Source organism: Desulfosalsimonas sp. (genome assembly GCF_055149105.1).
The window spans coordinates 1-19,283 of record NZ_JBSRLA010000067.1; the positions used below are offsets into that span (position 1 = coordinate 1).

Annotated in this window: 15 protein-coding genes; 1 reads left to right on the plus strand and 14 read right to left on the minus strand. The window is 54.3% G+C overall.

The annotated features are described in order from the left end of the window. Positions 1-235 precede the first annotated feature (235 nt). Positions 236-754 (plus strand): DUF4124 domain-containing protein, encoded by a 519-nt coding sequence (locus ACTCIA_RS14005; protein ID WP_463002432.1) that lies wholly within the window; start codon positions 236-238, stop codon positions 752-754. 15 nt (positions 755-769) lie between these two features. Here the strand turns inward: ACTCIA_RS14005 and ACTCIA_RS14010 are convergent, their stop codons facing one another. From ACTCIA_RS14010 to ACTCIA_RS14075, 14 genes are all read right to left on the minus strand, one after another. Then, complete coding sequence (locus tag ACTCIA_RS14010) at positions 770-1,537, minus strand: ATP-binding protein (RefSeq protein WP_463002433.1); 768 nt, start codon at positions 1,535-1,537, stop codon at positions 770-772. 31 nt (positions 1,538-1,568) lie between these two features. Then, positions 1,569-2,276 (minus strand): TonB family protein, encoded by a 708-nt coding sequence (locus ACTCIA_RS14015; RefSeq protein WP_463002434.1) that lies wholly within the window; start codon positions 2,274-2,276, stop codon positions 1,569-1,571. Next, positions 2,273-2,692 carry an ExbD/TolR family protein gene (locus tag ACTCIA_RS14020; RefSeq protein WP_463002435.1) on the minus strand — a complete coding sequence of 140 codons (420 nt, stop codon included), beginning with the start codon at positions 2,690-2,692 and terminating at the stop codon, positions 2,273-2,275. Before ACTCIA_RS14020 ends, ACTCIA_RS14015 begins: the two co-directional genes overlap by 4 nt. Positions 2,693-2,702: 10 nt before the next feature. Beyond that, positions 2,703-3,314 carry a MotA/TolQ/ExbB proton channel family protein gene (locus ACTCIA_RS14025; RefSeq protein ID WP_463002436.1) on the minus strand — a complete coding sequence of 204 codons (612 nt, stop codon included), beginning with the start codon at positions 3,312-3,314 and terminating at the stop codon, positions 2,703-2,705. Positions 3,315-3,344: 30 nt separating this feature from the next. Beyond that, a complete protein-coding gene (locus tag ACTCIA_RS14030) occupies positions 3,345-4,694 on the minus strand; it encodes a hypothetical protein (RefSeq protein WP_463002437.1) in 1,350 nt (449 codons plus the stop codon). A gap of 399 nt (positions 4,695-5,093) precedes the next feature. After that, on the minus strand, positions 5,094-5,978 hold the full coding sequence (locus ACTCIA_RS14035; protein WP_463002438.1) for a dihydropteroate synthase: 885 nt from the start codon (positions 5,976-5,978) through the stop codon (positions 5,094-5,096). A gap of 63 nt (positions 5,979-6,041) precedes the next feature. Continuing rightward, positions 6,042-7,385 carry an acetyl-CoA decarbonylase/synthase complex subunit gamma gene (gene acsC, locus ACTCIA_RS14040; RefSeq protein ID WP_463002439.1) on the minus strand — a complete coding sequence of 448 codons (1,344 nt, stop codon included), beginning with the start codon at positions 7,383-7,385 and terminating at the stop codon, positions 6,042-6,044. Positions 7,386-7,473: 88 nt separating this feature from the next. Further along, positions 7,474-9,708 (minus strand): acetyl-CoA decarbonylase/synthase complex subunit alpha/beta, encoded by a 2,235-nt coding sequence (acsB, locus tag ACTCIA_RS14045; RefSeq protein ID WP_463002440.1) that lies wholly within the window; start codon positions 9,706-9,708, stop codon positions 7,474-7,476. A 91-nt stretch (positions 9,709-9,799) separates the two neighbouring features. After that, a complete protein-coding gene (cooS, locus tag ACTCIA_RS14050; RefSeq protein ID WP_463002441.1) occupies positions 9,800-11,830 on the minus strand; it encodes an anaerobic carbon-monoxide dehydrogenase catalytic subunit in 2,031 nt (676 codons plus the stop codon). 130 nt (positions 11,831-11,960) lie between these two features. Beyond that, on the minus strand, positions 11,961-13,535 hold the full coding sequence (locus ACTCIA_RS14055) for an acetyl-CoA decarbonylase/synthase complex subunit delta (protein ID WP_463002442.1): 1,575 nt from the start codon (positions 13,533-13,535) through the stop codon (positions 11,961-11,963). 300 nt (positions 13,536-13,835) lie between these two features. Next, positions 13,836-15,788: an ASKHA domain-containing protein gene (locus ACTCIA_RS14060; protein WP_463002443.1), complete on the minus strand. Its 1,953-nt coding sequence runs from the start codon at positions 15,786-15,788 to the stop codon at positions 13,836-13,838. Between the two features lie 121 nt (positions 15,789-15,909). After that, entirely contained in the window at positions 15,910-18,090 is a 2,181-nt protein-coding gene (feoB, locus tag ACTCIA_RS14065) for a ferrous iron transport protein B (RefSeq protein WP_463002444.1), read from the minus strand. Beyond that, the gene (locus ACTCIA_RS14070) at positions 18,083-18,322 is read right to left on the minus strand and encodes a FeoA family protein (RefSeq protein ID WP_463002445.1); all 240 of its coding nucleotides are present in this window, start codon (positions 18,320-18,322) and stop codon (positions 18,083-18,085) included. The genes feoB and ACTCIA_RS14070 overlap by 8 nt, the downstream gene beginning before the upstream one ends. A gap of 86 nt (positions 18,323-18,408) precedes the next feature. Beyond that, complete coding sequence (locus ACTCIA_RS14075; protein WP_463002446.1) at positions 18,409-19,125, minus strand: transcriptional repressor; 717 nt, start codon at positions 19,123-19,125, stop codon at positions 18,409-18,411. Positions 19,126-19,283: the final 158 nt, after the last annotated feature.

Here is a 19,283-nt window from a genome sequence, read left to right on the forward strand (position 1 = left end):
ATATACTTTGTAAAAGGATAAGTGGCTGATAAGTGACTATTTATATGATTAATGATTATAGGGGCTTATCTTGATCCAACCGTCATTTGCGGTTATAGTTCATAACCCTGACTTTTCCCGGATGAACAGATAAAGACTGTCTTGACACCCTCCCTATACAAAAGATACAGTAATATATCAACAGGATTCCCGTTTTTCAAACTGCCGTGCACCCTTAACCCCAACAGGTATGAAAATGCGCAAAATCCAATTTTTCACCTTTCTTGCCGTCGCATTGCTGGTAGCCGGGAGCACAGGCGAGGCCCGGATCTACCATTACACGGACAATAACGGTGTCACCCGTTACACCAACGACCTTTCAAGCGTACCGGAATCCTACCGGAACACGGCGGAAGCCACCAGGGAAATTCCGGTCCGTCCGGCCCGGGCCGAAGATGACGCCAAAGGCATAAAACCCGGGGTCGGGGAAAAGCCGGATGAATCCAAAACCTTCCAGGACATGGAAGAACGGCGCCTGGAACTGGAAGCCAAAAAGCAGGCCCTGGACGAGAAATACCAGGACCTGATGCGGCAGCAAAAAAAATTAAAGAATGCCGGAAAACAGCTTGAAGACAAAAAGCAGGTCAGGGCCCACGAGAAAAAGGTCCAGGCACTCAACGAAAAGATCCGGGCCTATGAGGAGGAAAAAAACGCCCTGAAAGCTGAAATCGAGCAATACAACCAGAAAATGGGCGATCTGCGCGACGACGGCTGAAACAACCCGGCTTGCCTAACGCGCCTTCCAGGATGCTTCTTCCAGCCATCGGGCCAGACCTTCTGCATGCTGCCCGGCCCTGGTGATGGCAATGCCCTGAAGGCTTTCCACAAACAGGTCATGATCTTTGGGAATCGTTGCAGCCACCTTTTCCGGATCCAGACGGGAGGCAATCATGGCCTCGATCTCCGGCTCGCTTTTGTTGATCACAAAATAAAGGGGCCGGTCTGCATGCGCTGCCATCCCGGCCATCCTGGCTGCGAGCTTCAGGGATTCCGCAGTGGGATCCACCACCGCAAGCATCACATCCGCGCACCCGATCACACCCCGGCCGAAATGTTCCACCCCAGCCTCTGTGTCCACGATCACAATCTGCCCGGGCTCCACCCGCAGGCTTTCGAGAAACCGGGTGGAGAGCATGCCCATGGGACAGGCGCACCCCTCTTTGTAATCATGGATCTTTCCAATGGAAACCACACGAATATTGCCGGTTTCTGAAACGCAATCTTCCGGCAAATCCGCCATGGACTGTCCCATGGAAAAGATGCCCTGTGGATTTTCGGAAATAGGTGCGTTTATTTTTTCCTTAAACCCCTTTTTGCCTCCAAGGCTTTCCATTAAATCCATGGGCGGGGCCACACCGATCAAGTGGGCGATACCGAAATTGGACTCATCTGCATCCACCAGCAGCACCTGGCGGCCCATGGCATCAAATGCCCGGGCCAGCATCACCGAAAGGGTGCTTTTGCCGCACCCGCCCTTGCCGCAAATCAATATTTTCATATAACCTCCTGTAAAACTGAAAAGCGCGGCATCACCGCCGCAATTGAAAAACAATGGCGATCTCCAGGCCAATCGGGGGATTCCCGGCATCCGGGGGCGGCGGATCAAAGGGCCCGGCTGCCCGCACGGCTTTTACAGCAGCGTTATCCAGGCTGGAAAACCCGGAACTTTCCACCACCTCCGGATCTGAAACCCGGCCTTTGAAGTCCACATGAAATGACACAATCACCCGGCCCTCCTGGCGGCGCTGTCGGGCAGAGCCCGGGTACTGCTTATTTCGTTCAATGGCTGCCCGGATCCCGGAAAAATAGGCGGCCATAACATCTTTATTCGCCCTTGCGGGCCTGCGTGGTTCCGCGCGGTCTTCAGCGGTTTCAAAAGTTTCCGGGCCCTGCCATTGGGCAACCTGCTCGGACACAACCTCCGGCTGTTTTTCTTCGGGCTCTGCTGCATTCTCGGTCGGAATCTCCGGCGGACGGGGCGCATCCGGTGTTGGTGCGTCAGCCGCAGGGGCCGGATGCGGAGGACGGTCCGGGGGGTTGGGCACCGGCAAGCCTTCGGGTTCTGCTGCTGTATCCACAGTCACCTCAATGACTTTTTCCGGCGAAGAAGGTGCCATCTGCCGAAACTGCCAGAACAAGCCCAGGTGCACGCCCACAGAAAAGATCACCAGCATCCAGAACAGCCAGTTGATGTTTTGGAAATATTTGATAAACCCGGCCATATGGTCTGCGCTCAAGGCCTGGTGCCGGTTTTTTCAGTGGCCAGAAACAAGCGCCCGGCGCCGGCGGCACGGGCAATGTCCATGACATTGACCGCAGATTCAAGATCCACGGACCGGTCCGCCTTGACCATCACCAGACTGGACCCGGATGCGGCGTTCAGCCTGTTTTCAAGCCTTTGCTGCAGATCGTTTAGGGCCACTGATTCCTTTCCGAGATAGATCTTGTTGTCCCGGTCCAGATAAACCGTAATTTCCTGGCTCTCCCGGGCCGCCGCGGAGCTGGATTCCGGCAGATTGACGTCTATGCCGGACTCGGAAATAAAATTGGTGGTCAGCAGAAAATAAATCAGCAGCATAAAAACAATATCAATCAGGGGCGTCATTGGCGCCTGCATCCGGTAACGCTCTTTTTTCTTTCTGTGCACCAGCATGGCGGCCTCCTTAATTGCGTCCGGTCAGGGCAGTGAGAAAAGTCACCGCACCGTCCTGGAGCCGGGCCTCGTAGCGCTCCACCCGGGCCAGCAGATAGCTGTGGATCACCATGGCCGGCAGGGCCACGGCAAGCCCCAGGGCGGTAGTGAGCATGGCCTCCCAGATGCCGCCGGCCAGTACCGCGGCATTGACCTTGCCGCCCATTTCCTGAATCACCATAAAGGCCTTGATCATGCCGATGACGGTTCCCAGCAGGCCCAGCAGCGGGGCAATATTGCCGATGGTGGCAAGGGCCTGCAAATACCTGGACAAACCCCGGACTTCTTCTTCGGTGGCATGAATGATAACAGTTTCCAGAACCTCCCGGTCTTGGTTGCGGTAATCCATTGCCTTTCGCAATACCCGGCCCATGGGGGAATTGCTTTGTTCCGCCATTCGTGCCGCGCCCGGGGCATCACCGGATTTGAGCAGGCTGATGACTTTCTCAGCCAGCCCCGCACCCCTGGCGCGCATGAGGGTAAAGCGAATCACCCGCTCCAGGAAAATGGCCAGCACAAGCACGGAACACAGCAAAATGGGAATCACCAACACTCCGCCCTTTGCAATAAATTCAAGCGTCATTGTTCTTCTCTCCTTCTACCGAATCTTAATCTATCCGTCTGCTTCTTCGCCGGGCTCAGTGTGAATATCGGCCACACCGTCATAATCCAGATCTTTGGATCGCTTCAGCAGCTGCTGATTCTCCCCGTAGGTCTCCCAAACATCTGCCCTGCCGTCGCCGGTGGTATCCCGGCGAATTTCGGAAAGACGCCCCTGTTCATACGAATACCACGCATCCGGAGCCCCGTTTCCGGTTAAATCTTTTTCCGCAAAAACCACCTGCTCATCCTGGTCATAATACCAGGTCATGTTCAAGGACCCGGACTCATCCCCGTGCCGTGTCTGCTGCTTGATCAGCCGGCCCTCTTGATCATACCAGGCCCGGCGGTCGGGCCGGCCGTCGCCGTTTTTATCTGTTTCCACCATCTGTGCGCCAATGCCGGAATCAAGGAACACAACTGTTTCAAATCGGCCGTCATGATCCTTGTCCTGAAAAATCTGACCCTTTTTCTCCCCTGAGTAAAACCGCCGCCAGTCCGTCTGACCGTCAAGATTGGTATCTTTTTCCTCCTGCACCAGGTTTTGATTTTCATAATACCGGATTTTTTCTGCAACACCGTCGGCATCTGCGTCAATGGCCACCCTTTTGGCTTTGCCGGATGCGTCCGGATATACGGTCTGCTCGGAATGGCCGTCATTATCGGCATCGTTTTCCACCCTGGCGGGTTTGCCGTTTTTATAGAACACGACCCGGTCAAAGTTGCCGTCCTGGTTGGTGTCGTATTCCGCCTTTTGCGGCTGCGAGTTTTGAAAAAAAACCTGTTTGTCCCAGCGGCTGTTTCCGCTCTGATCGATTCGCCGCTTTTGTAGTTTTCCGCCACGGTATGTCTCAAGGATATCAAAGTGGCCATTGCCGCTGGTATCCTGCTTTTTGGATACCACCTGCCCGTTTTCATATTCCATAACCGTATCCAGGCGGCCGTCTTTTGTGGAGTCGGACTTTTGTTTAACGACTTGGCCCTTGCTGTCAAAATACAGGGATTTTTGGACCCGGCCCTGGTCATCGAGCCGCTGCTGGCGGATGCGCTGTTGATTATCATAAAAATCGCGGACATCGATTTTGCCGTCGCCGGTGGTATCACGTTCAATGCGCACCAGACGGCCGTTTTCATAATACTGGAAGCCATCCATGTCCCCATCCCTGTTTTGGTCCACCAAAAGCTTGACCAGCCGGCCGGATTTGTTAAAACGGGCAATCTGGTCCACTTGCCCGTCATTATTGGTGTCGCGCTCGAGGCTCCGGTCGTTTTCCGCCTCACCAGCCCAAACAACAGCTCCATGGCCCGATATCCCGGCCACCAAAACAAAAAGCACCGCCAGGACGGCTGCCAAAGTGGTCATTTTTTTTGTCATGCCTGAAAACATACGGATATTATCCAATATTGGCAAATCATAGGGTATCATCTGTTTTAAAGCAAAAAAGCCACAAAGAATTCATTCCCTTTGCCGGGGAATACAAACCTTCGTGGCTTCGTGACCGCACCCTTATTAATGCCGCTCACCCGAAATACACAAATCAAAAGCGGCAGTTTTTGTACAATTAAAAAAAATCCATAAGACGTCTTCTGACGCCGCTAAGTGGATCATTCTACCTTTTTTGTGCCACAAGTCAAGCAAATACCGGTATCGTCGGCACATCCGGAGAAAACCGGCAAGCAGACCATAACAGGATTAAAAAAAGCCCTGCTCCCCGAAAAGGGAGTCAGGGCTTTTTGATTTTCAGAACAAAATCCGGAAAAATTACAGCTCAAGCCAGGAATCGGAATAGAGCTTGCGGCCGAGGATCACGTCCACGGTCTTGACATAGTCGGCCAGTTCTTTTTCATACTGACTGGCATCTACGGGCTCGTCCATGGCTTTTTGGATCACGTCCACGATTTCCGGATGTTTTCCCTTGGCAATGGCGGTCAGTTTCTCATCCAGGGGATCGGAAATCACAGAATACATGCCGTAGCGCTCCAGCATAACCATGTAGGTCTGATTCAAAATGGGGCGCAGATAAGCCGGCGGGCCGTTGGAGATATTGGACAACCCGCAGGTGCTTTTGGCGCCCGGCGCGATATCCTGAAGCATCATGTAAAAATTCATCAGGCTCACCAGCTGTTCCTGCTGAATGTTGACCGGGGTGACAATGCCGTCGACCCAGATCTTTTCATTTGCAATGCCTGCTTCATTGGCTGCATACAGCAATTCCACGCACAGCGCGGCCCGCTCGTTTTCATCCCTGGGCAGCCCCTCAGGGCCCCACATCAGTGCGATGAAATCGGCATTGTACTCTGCGGCAATGGGCAGCATTTTTTCATACCGCTCGGGCCGGGCCATGATCGAGTTGATCAGGGGCGGCTGGGCGGTGGCCTTATAGACCTTCAGGCCTTCTGCAATGGCATCAATATTGGAAGTATCCAGGGCCAGTGGCAGCTCAGTGACTTCCTGCACGGTCTTGACCACCCAGGGCATCAGTTCGGTGCCGTCTTTCTTGGCCGGGCCGAGGTTAATATCTATATAATCCATCCCCCGGGCTTCCTGGTCCTTGACTTCCTCCTGGATGGGGGCTGGATCCCGTTCCTTTAATGCCTTGCCGATTTTCTTGGACATGACATTCAAACTTTCGCCTATCAACAGCATGGAGAACCTCCCTTTGTTGGTTCTGCGTCCGGCACAGACAAAAGGTCCGGGCCGGATTCTCGGTTATTGTCTTTGCTTCAGGAATGCCGGAAGGTGCGGGGCTTCCCGCGGCCCGACCGTCACGGTCCAGTCCGGAAGCTCTTCTTCGATCTCACCGGTAATGGAAGCGGCATAACCGGGAATAATGAGTTCCTTGTTTTTGACCTTGTCGCCAATGCCGCACTTTTTCACAAACATGCCCACATCATCGCCGGCAAATTTTCCGGCCGCCCACGCGGTAAGCACGGACAGGCCTTCGGTGTCTTTGACCAACAGCCAGGCCGGAACCTTGCTGCCTTCAATTTCGCCGGAAACAATAAAATAGGTCAAAGCAAAGTTGGTGGTGATCAGCACCGGTGAATTCTCGTCCGGATTGCCGATGGGGTAGATGTCTTCCACCACTGTCATGGGCCGCTGCGGGTCAGTGAAGATATTGAGCCGTTCGAGCAGCAGTGCAAACAGGGACTCACTGGCAAAATCCGACATCACACAAATGGCGCCATACTTGGCGATGAACATGGAGGCCAGAAGCGTTTCCATGTCCAGATTGGATGCCATTTCGCACGGAAAGACAATGGTGGGATACCCCACCGAGCGGTTGCTCTTTTTCAGGGCTGCCCGGCGAATGTTGACCTGGTCTTCATAGGCCTTTTTGACATCCCTGGATCCGGAATCAATGACGATCTTTTTAAACCCTTCCTCCCGAAGCTTGTCGGTCATCTCCATAAGGCCTTCCACGGAATCGGCCTTGATGGTCAGGGGCAGGTCGTTTTCCTTGGCCAGTGCGGAGAAATCGTCAAAATTATCCTTGGTGGCTGCATAAATCAGGGGATTTTTAAACTTGCAAACCTCCACGGCGGCCTTCATCACATCGAGATTCTCCGACATCAGGATGAGGTTGAATTCCGAGTTTTCAGCAATTTTTTTGGCCTTGGCGGCAAATGCGTCGGCATCGCCGTTGGCGTCTTCCAGGGCCACAAGCTCGGGCCGCAGGGTAAAGCCCACGCGCTCGAACTGGAAAGCATTCCATACCTTGAGTTTCTGGTCCAGCTCCTTGTCATCCATGTCTGACTTGATCTTGCCGGCCAGTGCAGTGGGATTGAAAAAGGTTTTTTCGTGGCGGTACTGAACGGTTTCGCCGCCCACGGTTCTTGCCCGGACCCCTTTGCCGATCTGAACCGGCAGAATCGGGGGGGCCGATGCTTCGGCCAGCTGCTCGCGAGCTTCGTCAGATACATACGGGCAGCTGTCGAGTTCGGCTTTTCCGGAAGCAAGGTTCATTGCAAAGGCAAGACACGTGGGAGCCCCGCATTCCTTGCAGTTGGTCTGCGGCAGCAGCTTAAATATCTGAATTCCGGTGAGTGCCATTTTTTTCTCCTCGCTTTACGCTATCCTGTCATTATAACCGAATCAGAACCGGGCCGCTGTCTGCGGCCCGGTTCCTTGTCTGCTGTCATCAACCCACGACGGATTCCAGCTTCAGCGCCGGATGATCCTTTTCCTTGAGGAACTCTATGACTTCCTCTTCCGTGGTGCCAACGGTCTCATCTGCAATCTTGTCATAAAAATCCGGAACACCCAGTTCCTTGGCCCGGGAATCAATCCGGTCCTTGATCTCTTCTTTGAGCATCTTGGGCATCCAGACGATTCTGAGCAGCCCGCCTTCGTCCATATCCGGCGGACCGTCGCCGCGGATGAACTTGCGCTGGGTGATGTTGAACTTGGAATGGCCCACAAAACCCGGGGACTTGGCACCGCCGCCCATGACACCGGCCAGGGTGGTAAACTTCATACCGCAGGGGGTATCGCCGGTATATTCGCGGTTTACCGTCATAACGCCGTTACAGGTGGGCAGCACCGCAGCGATGCACTCGCAGCAGCCGCAGGTGGTCATGGGATCATAAACGATGGAGTAGAAGTTGTAGCCTTCCACCGCACCGCGGGATGCCTGCTTGACAAACTCATTGACCCCTTTCCACTGACCCAGGCGCGGATCAATCACTTCACCCTTTTTAATGGGCTGGTTGGGTCCCGTGGGGTTGATTTCGTAGGAGGCCTTGCAGTCCATCCAGTTATAGGCGCCGCACAGACCGGTCCGCTCCGGGGAAACCGAACAGACGTGATTGGGCGCAAAGGACTGGCACAGGGTGCAGGAGTAGTAGATTTCCACGTCCTCGTCCTTCATGTTCTCCACCCGCTCATCGCGCTGCTTGTACTCGGCCCGGGCCCGCTCGGTCATCTTTTCCACATCGTCCTTGTTGGTATACAGGGTCACCTGAACCTTGTCGAGGACCTTGCCGAAATCCTGGTGCATCTTGGCATGCAGGACCACGCCGATGTCCTTTAAGGTAAAGCCTTTTTCCACGGCTGCTTTGCTCACCCGAATCCAGGAAATGTCGCGCTGACCGATATGCATCACGCCCTGGATGTAGTTGATCAGGTGGTGGATCTGGCGTTCCAGGATGGGCTCAAAGTCCGCCTGGAACTCCCGGCCGGCGATCTGGACGTAAATGCCCAGCGGCAGGGTGTCGCCTTCGCCGATATCCGTGATATCCTTGCCAACGACCTCAACCTTGCCGTCTTCGATTTCCTTCATGTCAGCCATTTTCACCAGCTCGGTGCACTGGGTCTTGCCGCCGCCCATCTGGGAGTGCAGGTCTTTTCCGCGCACCCGCTCGCCCTCGTAGGCAGGACCGAAGGAACAGGAGATATCGATCTGGGATACCTGGACTTTCAGGCCGCGGACTTCCACGGAGCGCTGAACGATCTCATCATGGGGAACATTGGCCACCACATGCTCATAGGTGCAAATGCCGGTGGGCAGAATTTCCGGGATATCCGTGTCGGCCAGGGTGGGAAAGCCCCAGTTGACGCATCCGGCTGCTGCCACGCCCCATTCGGTACCAATATCGCCCAGGGCGTTGACAAAGGCAAAGATCCGGTCTTTGTTGTACTTGAGAATCTTCTTGTAGTCGCCCGGCTGCAGACCGCCAAAGGCCATGGCCGCACGGTTGGCAAACCCGAGGGCGAAAACCGCAGAGGAGATATCCGGCCCAAAGGGCACGATGCGGGTGTTCCACCCCACCTGAACGTCGGCTTCCAGGAGCTGGTCAATAATGGAAATCCCGCGATGCTGGGCCGCACAGAAGATATAGAGATTGCGTTTCTGGTATTCTTCCACGATGTTCTTGGCGATCTCCGGGCTCGGGGCAGCGCCCACGATGGCGGCAAAACCCGGAGCCGAACCGTCGACAAATTCCACACCGCGTTTGCGAAGCACAATGTCATCTGCCGGGCCCAGCCAGACTTTGCCGTTTTCAATATCCGGATCTTCATGCGGATAGTAGAAATCCGGGTCCTTGACGATCCGCAGGGCCTCCTTGATTTCATAGGCCAGGATGGCCGCCATGCCGGCATCCAGCAGGGGGCCGAGAAACGGCAAATGATGCTTGCCCTTGATATGCGGGGGCAGCAGCTTGCGGGCAAATTCCAGCGGTTTTCTCATGTCCTCCAGTGTTTCCACCTTCAGCCCGGTCAGGGAATAGATGACCGGCAGAAAATACCCGGTGTTGGGAAATTCCACCTTGGTTGAGGCGTCATAGGACTGCAGGGTTTTTTCCAGTTCCCCTTCCACCTGGGAGACAACTTTATAGCCGCCCTGAATGGCAGCAAATGCGATCAGTTTAGACATACGGTCCTCCTTCGTTGAGGATTTGGTGTTGCTTCGTCATCAAAAATATCTTTTGAGATCAAGTCTCTTGTATCCGTCATCCCAAGCCCTTTTATGCTTCGAGCTTCTGGCGATCGGTCATGTCCATGAGCACCCGCTCCCGGGCCTTGTCAATGCCCAGCGCCTTGCGCTTGGAGTCAATGTGGGCGATCATCTTGTGGGCATGCTTGATCGGATCGGGCTCGAAATCCCACTTGCCGCCGTAGATCTTTTCCATGTCCTTAAACAGGTGATCCTGGAACACGGGTGCGCCGCTTGTGGGGAAGGTCACACCAAAAACCGTGTAAAACCCGGATGCCACGAAGTACTGGCCGATGGAGATGGCTTTTTCACTCATCCATTCCGGAGCGCTTCCGGCAACGGGCAGCTCGGAGATATCATTGCCAAGACCGCCCGCATTGACCACTTCTGTAGCTGCCAGTAGAATCCGGCTGTTGTCCACACAGGAACCCATGTGCAAAACCGGCGGAATACCGACTGTCTCGCAGACCTCGGCCAGGCCGGCACCGCAGTAGACGCCGGCAGCCTCGGGGGTGAGCAGGCCTTCCATGGCGCAGGCAATGCCGTTGCAGCCGGTGGTCAGCACGATCACGTCGTTTTTAATCAATTCCTTAACCACTGCGATATGGCCTTCATTGTGACGGGTCCGGGCGTTGTTGCAGCCCACCACGCCGGCAATGCCGCGGATTCGGCCGTTGATGATGTTGTCGTTTAAGGTGTAGTAATCCCCCCGGAAAGTGCCGCCCAGGTGGTACTGGATGGATTCCACGCCGAAACCGGCGATCTGGGTGGCCTTCTGCCGCGGAATCATAACCTCGGCACCACGGTTTTCAAAGTTGTCAATGGCCATTTTCACGATGCGTTTGGCATCTTCCATGGCATAGTGTTCGTCAAACTGAATATGCACCACATTGTCCTGCTCCATCTTGGCCATGGGATGGGTGGTGATCAGCTTGGTGTGAAAGCACTTGGAGACATTGGCCAGGTTCTGGAACACACACTGTACGTCAACCACCATGGCCTCGCAGGCGCCGGTGATAATGGCCAGTTCCTGCTGCAGAAAGGTGCCTGCGGGCGGAATGCCGTGGCGTTGGAGAATCTCGTTGGCCGTACAGCAGATGCCGCCGAGCTGGATGCCCTTGGCGCCCTTTTCTTTGGCATAGTCGAGCATTTCCCTGGACTGGGAGGCGGCCACGATCATTTCGGAAAGTACCGGCTCATGGCCATGGACGATGATGTTGACATGATCTTCCTTCATCACGCCCAGGTTGGCCTCGGACTGAAGGGGATACGGGGTGCCGAAAAGGATGTCCTGCAGATCCGTTGCGATCATGGATCCGCCCCATCCGTCTGCCAGCGCGGCCCGGGTGCCCTGCATCATCATGTTTTTATAGTCCTGATCCACGCCCATGTGGGTGCGGTGCATGATGTCAACGATTTCACGGTCAATGTTGCGGGGAAGCACACCGAGTTTCTCCCAGCGTTCATACAGGGGCTGGGGGGCGCGCTTGAGGTTGATGAGCTCGCCTTCCGGCTTGCCCCATTCACTAAGGGCCACCTCGGCCAGTTCCAGGGCCACTTCATCCAGGTCCCTGTCCCTGGTCTCGCCGTCGGCTTCCACCGTGGTGGCAATGCCCATGGATTCGGCCACCTTGACCAGCTTTACAGTGTCTTTGATCTGGTAGTCGTCGGTTTCCTTGCGGGCTGCGGCAAGAAAAACCTCTGCCACCGTCCGGCCGTGGTCGGAATGCGCGGCCGCGCCGCCTGCGATCATTCGCAGAAAATTGCGGGCGGCAATGGTGTTGGCCGTAGCGCCGCAAAGGCCTTTTCTCGTATCTTCGCCCTCGATGCCGCTTTTGGGCAGGGGCAGGCGGCAGGGACCCATGCCGCAGTTCTTGCAGCAGGTGCCCTGGGAGCCTATATTACATGGTTTCATGCTTTCTGCACGGTCAAAAATGGTATCAATACCAAGCTGCTGCGCCCGGGCAATCATCTGCTGGGAAGCAACGTCCATGGTTGCTCCAACCGGATCTGCTACCTTTTCCTTTTTGGGAGTCGCTTTTTTTTCTTTTTCTTCTGCCATTAGAGGTTCCTCCTCTTGTTGCTTTGAAATTCGGCAAGTATGCATGTCACGCCGGTGTCGGGCATATCAGCGGGTCTTTCCGCCATGGCGCAAGATGTATTGGATGCCTTTGAATACCATATTTTTATCTTCAGACTCTCCGGTGAATCCGGTCCAGTCTTTCCACAATTTTGTCCAAGTGGGATTTCTGTTCCTCTGCCGGTGTGAGGGCTTCGGGCTTTTCTGCAGCGGCCTCGCGCTTCTTGTGAAGCTGCTCGCGTTCCTTGGCCCGTTTTTCCCGCAGTTTTCTTTCTTCTTCGTCCCGCTTGGCCCGCTCTTCAGCCTCGGCCTTTTTCTTTGCCTCTTCTTCAGCCTTGGCTTTGGCTTCGGCATCGGCCTTGGCCTTGGCTTCGGCTTCCTGTTTTGCCTTGGCATCGGCCTCGGCCTTTTTCTTGGCGTCTTCTTCCGCCTTGGCCTTGGCTTCGGCCTCTGCTTTGGCCTTGGCTTCCGGATCCTCTGCCGGCTTGGCAGCCTTTTCCTCGGCTGCGGGCTTGGCCTCTTCGGCCTTGGGCTCAGCCTTCTTTTCTGCCTTCTTGGGCTCAGCCTTCTTTTCTTCCTTCTTTGGTGCAGCCTTCTTTTCTTCCTTCTTGGGGGCGGCCTTCTTGGGAGCGGCCTTCTTTTCCTCCTCGATCTTCAAATCCGGCTCGGGCGACATTGAAGCATAATCAATGTCCACATCAGCCAGCTGCTTTTCGATGGCGGCCACGTCAGTGGCGGCTCCGCCTTCCATAATCAGGTCGATGAAACTTTTGACCATGCGAATGGCCTCTGGATGCCGCATAATCAGAATGTCAGAGCCGGCCATCAGGTGGGTGACCGCGCCCACGGCTTCCATGAGAATGCCCCGGCGTTCCGGATCACCCAGTTCAGGTGCATCATCGGCTTTCTGATTGGCTTCCTTGCATCGCCAGACTTCGTTTCCGAGATTATTGACAATAGGATACTGCAGCTTGTCATCACCCTGCAGCAGGGCTGCCATGCGGATACGTTCCATAACGGAATAGGAGTACTCCATGCCGTAGCCCAGACCGCCGGTGGTGGGATCGATAAGGATACGGTCATTGGGCACGCCAAGGTTTTCGAGCAAAATATTGACCTGCTTGGCCAGGTTGACGTCAATGGGTGAAGAGGAGATAATGGCATGGCCAAAACCCATGGCGCTTGCGCCAATACCCTTGTGATTGTCGTCTTCCACCGGTCCGAGAACAAGGTTTTTGCCCTCGCAGGCCTCGGAGACCTTCTTTAATACTTCCTCGTCTTTCTGCACATTGGCGGTGCCCCAGAGAATCAGCGGCACGTCAATGGCCTCAAGAATGCTTTTGACTTTTTTCACGATTTCATCGGGGCTGGCATCGGTCCCGTTGGGATCGGCGCTTTTGAGCTGCAATACAATCATCTCCGCCCCGTACTGTTCCACGCATTTTTTGGCCCACGCCGCAGGATCCCCCAGTACGTCCTCAAAGGGCTTTTTGGCCGGCTCTGACCAGTCTGTCGGCTCCATGTCCCAGATTTCCATTGCAATCTTGGGCTTATTGGGCATCTCCCCTTCGAACGTATAAAGCGGGAGACAGCTTTCGCCACCGACCGTTACGGCCTTGTCGCCTTTGCCGAGAGTAATCGGCCTGATGCTGCCTGCATAGGATTCTTTAAAGATTTCGAAGCCCAATGTTACCTCCTTATTCTTAAGCGATTTCAGTTGAAGCGGTATCCATTTACGATTTGATCACAAATTCGATTTATTACTGCAAAACAGACAAAGCCTGCACGGCTTTTCTGTGTGACCGCCGGCTGCGCAATTGGGCCGATATTCTGTTTTGCCGCGCAGACAACACCCGGTTGCCAGACCGCACTCGTTACCTTTTTATTCATACAGTTTTAAAAGATAAATTTAATATCAAAAAAAAAACGTTTTGTCAATCATTATACAAGCTGTTTTATGGGTGACACAGCTGCCAGGCTTTCCTGATCACTGCCCGAGCTGCCGGTGCCGTTCATCCATCCGCTTCTTTAATTTTGGAAACAGGTTCTGTTCCGTATGGGGCAGAAACAATGCTGCAATATAGTTGTCCATAAAGGACTGGGTTTCGGAAAGTTCAAAGTTGGTCATCCGGTTTACCGTGGCCACCACATCCCGCCGGATGGTGTTGGTCAGCGCACTCATCCGGGCGCCCATGAGCGATCCGTTTCCGATAAAGGTAACTTTTTCCGGGTCGATTTCCGGCAGCAGACCGATGGTCATGGTTTTTTCCAGATCAATATAGCTGCCGAATCCGCCGGCCATGATAATGCGGTCCAGGTCATTGATGGACAGGCCCACCTCGGAGAGAAGCGTCATGCAACCGCTGTATATCGCCCCCTTGGCCCGGATCAGATTGTCGATGTCAATCTCTGAAAGTACCACGTCCCGGTCAATTCCGGAGACATCCTGCCAGGCCAGCACGTATTCATACACCCCGTCGACTTCCCGGATACGGTCTGTTTCAAGGTCCCGGTTGAATTTGCCCCGGTTGTCAATAATGCCCATTTCAAACATGGTGGCCACACAGGTGATCAGGCCGCTGCCGCAGATGCCTTTGGGCCGGACATCGCCGATGGTGACATTCATGGGCTCCAGGGTTGTCGGATCAACGGAGAAATCCTCGATGGCGCCCTCCGAGGCCCGCATGCCCAGCTTGATACCGCCGCCCTCAAAGGCCGGGCCTGCCGAGCAGGCTGCGCATACCATCCAGTCCTTGTTGCCGATGACCACCTCGGCATTGGTGCCGATATCCATGTACAGGGTCAGTTCCTCGTCCTGATACATCCCGGAACCCATGACACCGGCTACAATGTCTCCGCCCACGTAGCTTGAAACCTGGGGATAGACAAGGGCTGTGACATGATCCGGCAGCTCCAGGCCGATTTCCACGGCCTTGAAGGCCGGATAGATGTTGGCGGCCGGAACGTACGGCGACCGGCGGATGTATCTCGGATTGACCCTTAAAAACAACTGGGTCATGGTGGTGTTGCCGGCAAATGTGATCGTGGAGATCTCGTCTGCATCAATTCCGGATTTTTTGATGATTTTGCCGATCACGGAATTAATCGTGGATATGGCAAGGGAGTGAAGTTTTTCCAGGCCGTCTCCTTTTTCCGCATGAACGATCCGGCTGATGATATCCTCGCCGTAGCTGATCTGGGAATTGAAATCCCCGTACTGCGCCAGGACCTCTCCTGAAACAAGGTCAATGACCTGGCCGTAGATGGTTGTTGTGCCGATGTCCACGGCAATGGCAAAATTACGGTCTGTCGTGTCGCCGGCCTGTATACTGATGATTCGGTTTTTTCCGTCTTCGCGCACCGGGCGGGCAATGGTGGCGGTGACCTTGAAATCCGCCTCGCGCGCCACGTCCGGAACTTTGCGGATCACTGACAAGTCAAACTCCAGGCGGTGCTCGTTGTGATCCTTCTGCAGGGCCTGAACCAAACGGGTGACGTCGGCCTCATTGTCGGTTCCCTCGGGTACGGGCATTTCCACGTAAACCTTGTCCACGGCCGGGACAAACATGCCCTTTTCCTTGAGGTCGTCCAGATTTAACTGTTTAATCCTTGCGGTCTTGCGGGCCGTGGCCTGCAGATTCAGCACCTTGGCATCAATGTAGGATTCCGTGGGAATCCGGACGCTCAAATCGCTTTTGACCTTTGACAGGCAAGCCAGACGATAGCCTTTTTCCTGGTCCTGCTGGCTTAGCTGATCGGAAACGCCGCCTTCGACCTCACCGCTTTCAATGATCACGCGGCATTTTCCGCAAACGCCCTCCCCCCCGCAGGAGGCATTGATGTGAACGCCCGCATCCATGGCCGCCCGGATCAGGCTCTGGCCTTCTTCCACGGTAACTTCCTTGTCATGCGGCAGAAACGATACTTTGTATTGTGTCATAACCTCTCCAATAATGGTGTCGGTTTTTATTTTTATTCAGCTCTTGTTTACACATAACCCATGAGCAGCCATACACGCAAGGGTTTTGAGCATTAACCCAAAATAAGCACCACTTTTCCGATTATCCCATCAATAACCCGCCGCCCTGGTAAACAACAAACGAAGCCATCCATGCCACCGCCGTGGTGTAAGCCACACTCAGAAACGCCCACCGGACCGAACCGGTCTCCCTGGCAATGGCGGCAACAGTGGCCAGGCAAGGGATATAGAGCAGGACAAAAACCATCAAAGACAATGCGGAAAGCGGGGTCATCCCCGAACTTTTCAGGGCCCGGCGCAAGGCCTCGGAATCGGTTTCGCCTTCCACGGCATACAAAACCCCCAGGGTGCTGACCACGATTTCCTTGGCCACAAAACCGGTAAGAATCGCCACACTGCCGCGCCACTCAATGCCGATGGGCTCAAAAACCGGGCTCATCACCTGGCCGATGCGGCCAAGGTAGGATTTTTCGGCATGTTCCACCTGTTTTTCCCGCTGGAGACGATCAATTTGTTGCTGCTGCGCCTGTTTAAGGCCTTGCTTCTGCTGCGGGCCGGCATCGGCGATCTGCGCGGCATATTGCTGATTTACCGCCTGGATCCGGGCCTGGTAGTCCACATCATAATCGATGTTTTTCGGATAAGCGGACAAAACCCAGATGATGATGGATCCCACAAGGATAATGCCGCCCATTTTCTTTAAAAACATCTTGGCCCGGTCCCACATGTGAATCAGCAGGCTTTTGAGCATGGGCACCCGGTAGGGCGGCAGTTCCATGACAAACGGGGCATCGGCTCCGGTGAGCAAAAAACTCCGCAAAAGCCGGCCGGTTAAAATGGCCACTGCAATGCCGGTGAGATAGAGCAGAAATATCACGGTGCCGGCCTGGGCGGCAAAAAAGGTGCCGGCCAGCACGATATACACCGGAAGCCGGGCCGAGCAGGACATAAAAGGGGTGATCATCACCGTTAAAATGCGGTCCTTGGGACTTTCCAGGGTCCGGGCCGCCATAATCGCCGGCACATTGCAGCCGAATCCCATGAGCATGGGGATAAACGATTTTCCGTGGAGCCCGATCAAATGCATGATCCGGTCCATTAAAAAAGCGGCCCGCGCCATGTAGCCGGTATCCTCAAAAAGCGCGATGCAAAAAAACAGCAGCAAAATATTGGGCAGAAAGACCAGCACGCTGCCCACCCCGGCAATAACCCCGTCGAGCAGAAAAGTTTTCACAACCCCCGGCGGCAGCATTGCATCGAGTCCGCCGGAAATCATCCCGATGCCGGCTTCCAGCCATTCCATGGGATAAGCTCCGAGGGTAAAGGTGACCTGAAACATTGCCCAGATAAAAAAAATAAAAATGGGAAAGCCCAGAAACCGGTTGGTCAGCACCATATCAATATTGCGGGAAACATCCACCCGCCGGCGGGTGGAGGATATCATCACCTCCTTGATAATACCCGCAATAAACCCATAGCGCTCATCTGTTAGTACAATTTCCGGTTCCTCGTGGAACAGATCGGTCAATCGGGCCCGGAGCCGGTCTGCGGCTTCCATGAGTTCACGGCTGTCCCGGCCCAGAAATTCATCCAGCCGCTGCCGGATGATGGTGTCGTCTTCCAGCAGCTTAACCGCTGTCCATCTCCGGTCATAGGGAAAATCCGGCCCGGTGCGTTCTTCGATTGCAGCGCGGAGCTCTGCAATGGCCTTTTCTATATCGTTGGAGTAGCGAACTTTCCGGGTTTCCGGGATACACACGTCACTTTGTGCGGATTCCACTGCGGTCTTGACCAGCTCGTCGAGCCCCTGCCCCTTGTTGCCCACGGTAAATACCACGGGCACCCCAAGCAATTCGGAAAGTTTGGCCGCATCGATTTTATACCCCCTGGAAAGGGCCAGGTCTGCCATGTTTAAGGCAAAAATCACCTTGCAGTTCAATTCCCGCAGCTGATTGGCCAGATACAGGCTGCGCTCCAGGTTGGAGGCATCGATGATGTCGATGACCACATCCGGATTTTCATCCAGTATGTAGTTGCGTGCGACGATTTCTTCAATGGAAAAAGGGGTAAGACTGTAAGTACCGGGCAGATCGACAATTTTTAAATGACAGCCGAATTTTTCAACATCGCCTTCCTTTTTCTCCACAGTCACCCCCGGCCAGTTGCCCACTTTCTGGCGCGTGCCGGTGAGATGATTAAAAATGGTGGTTTTGCCTGAATTGGGATTCCCGGTAAGGGCGATTCGTATGTTTTTTTCAGCCATGATCCGTCTCCAGGGGTTCCACGGTAATGGCCATGGCCTCCTTTACACGCAAAGAAACATGCATCCCGCGGGTGGTCAGCTCAAGGGGATCACGCAATGGCGCATATTTTTCAATATAAAATTTTGAGTCCCGGGTCAGGCCCATTTCCAGAATCCGCCGCCGAAGCCGCATATCCCCGCCCACGAATACAATCCTTCCGGACTGCCCCTCTCTCATTTCGCTCAAACGCATGCCGGCATTTTCTCCATTCTATCTTATTGTCCGGGCCAAATCCAGTTTTTGGTCAGGACATTGGGGTTGGCTATCAGGTTCATCAATTATCGGGCGGTATCTGCGCCCTGCCCGGAATTTTTTGCGGCCTCCGGCTCCACGATAATTTTGCCGGCCAGGCCCCGGCCAAGTACGTAACGCTGATTGCCCGCTGCCACCACCACCTGGCCCCGACCGTAATTGGTAATGATTTCTACATGGTCATCAACGCGCAGTCCCATGCTCATCAGGCGCAGCCTGGAACTGCTGCCGCCGGTCAACTCCGTGATCACAACCCGCTCTCCGGGTTTGGCCGCATACAGCGGCATCTGGTGCATCCGCTGCTGCATGCAGTCGGAACAAATGCCGTACATTTCCAGGCGATGCTGCAGAAGGTGAAATCCGTAGGAATGGGCCACTTCCTGCTGCAACGCTTCTATATGCTGATTTTCAAACTCTAGGACCCGGCCGCACTTGGTACATATCATGTGGTCGTGATGGTGGCCCAGATGCCGGTGTTCATACTGTGCTTCTCCGTTTTGAAAACGGTTTTTCTGGGCAAATCCAAACCGGCACATCAGCTCCAGGGTTTCGGTGACAAAATTTTCAGAAAACTGATCTCCGTATTGCTCCTGCAGCTTTTGTTCAAGCATTCCGGCGCTCACGTGGCCTTCGATCTGCAAAAACGCGTCAAGAATCTGCAGGCGTTTATCAAGATAATCAATCTGCTCCTGGCGGAACAATTTTTCAAACTGCTGCCGCTCGTACTTGTGAACATGTGCCATCGGGGGGTCCCTGCCATTATGTTTTCGTTGAAACCAACGCCGAATTCAAAAACTTTCCATTACCTAAATTGAGCGTTTCAGATTTTTAAAAGCAATTAATTTTAAAGGATAACACCAATTTATATTTTAAAAACCTGAAACCCTCCGGGATTTCCAAT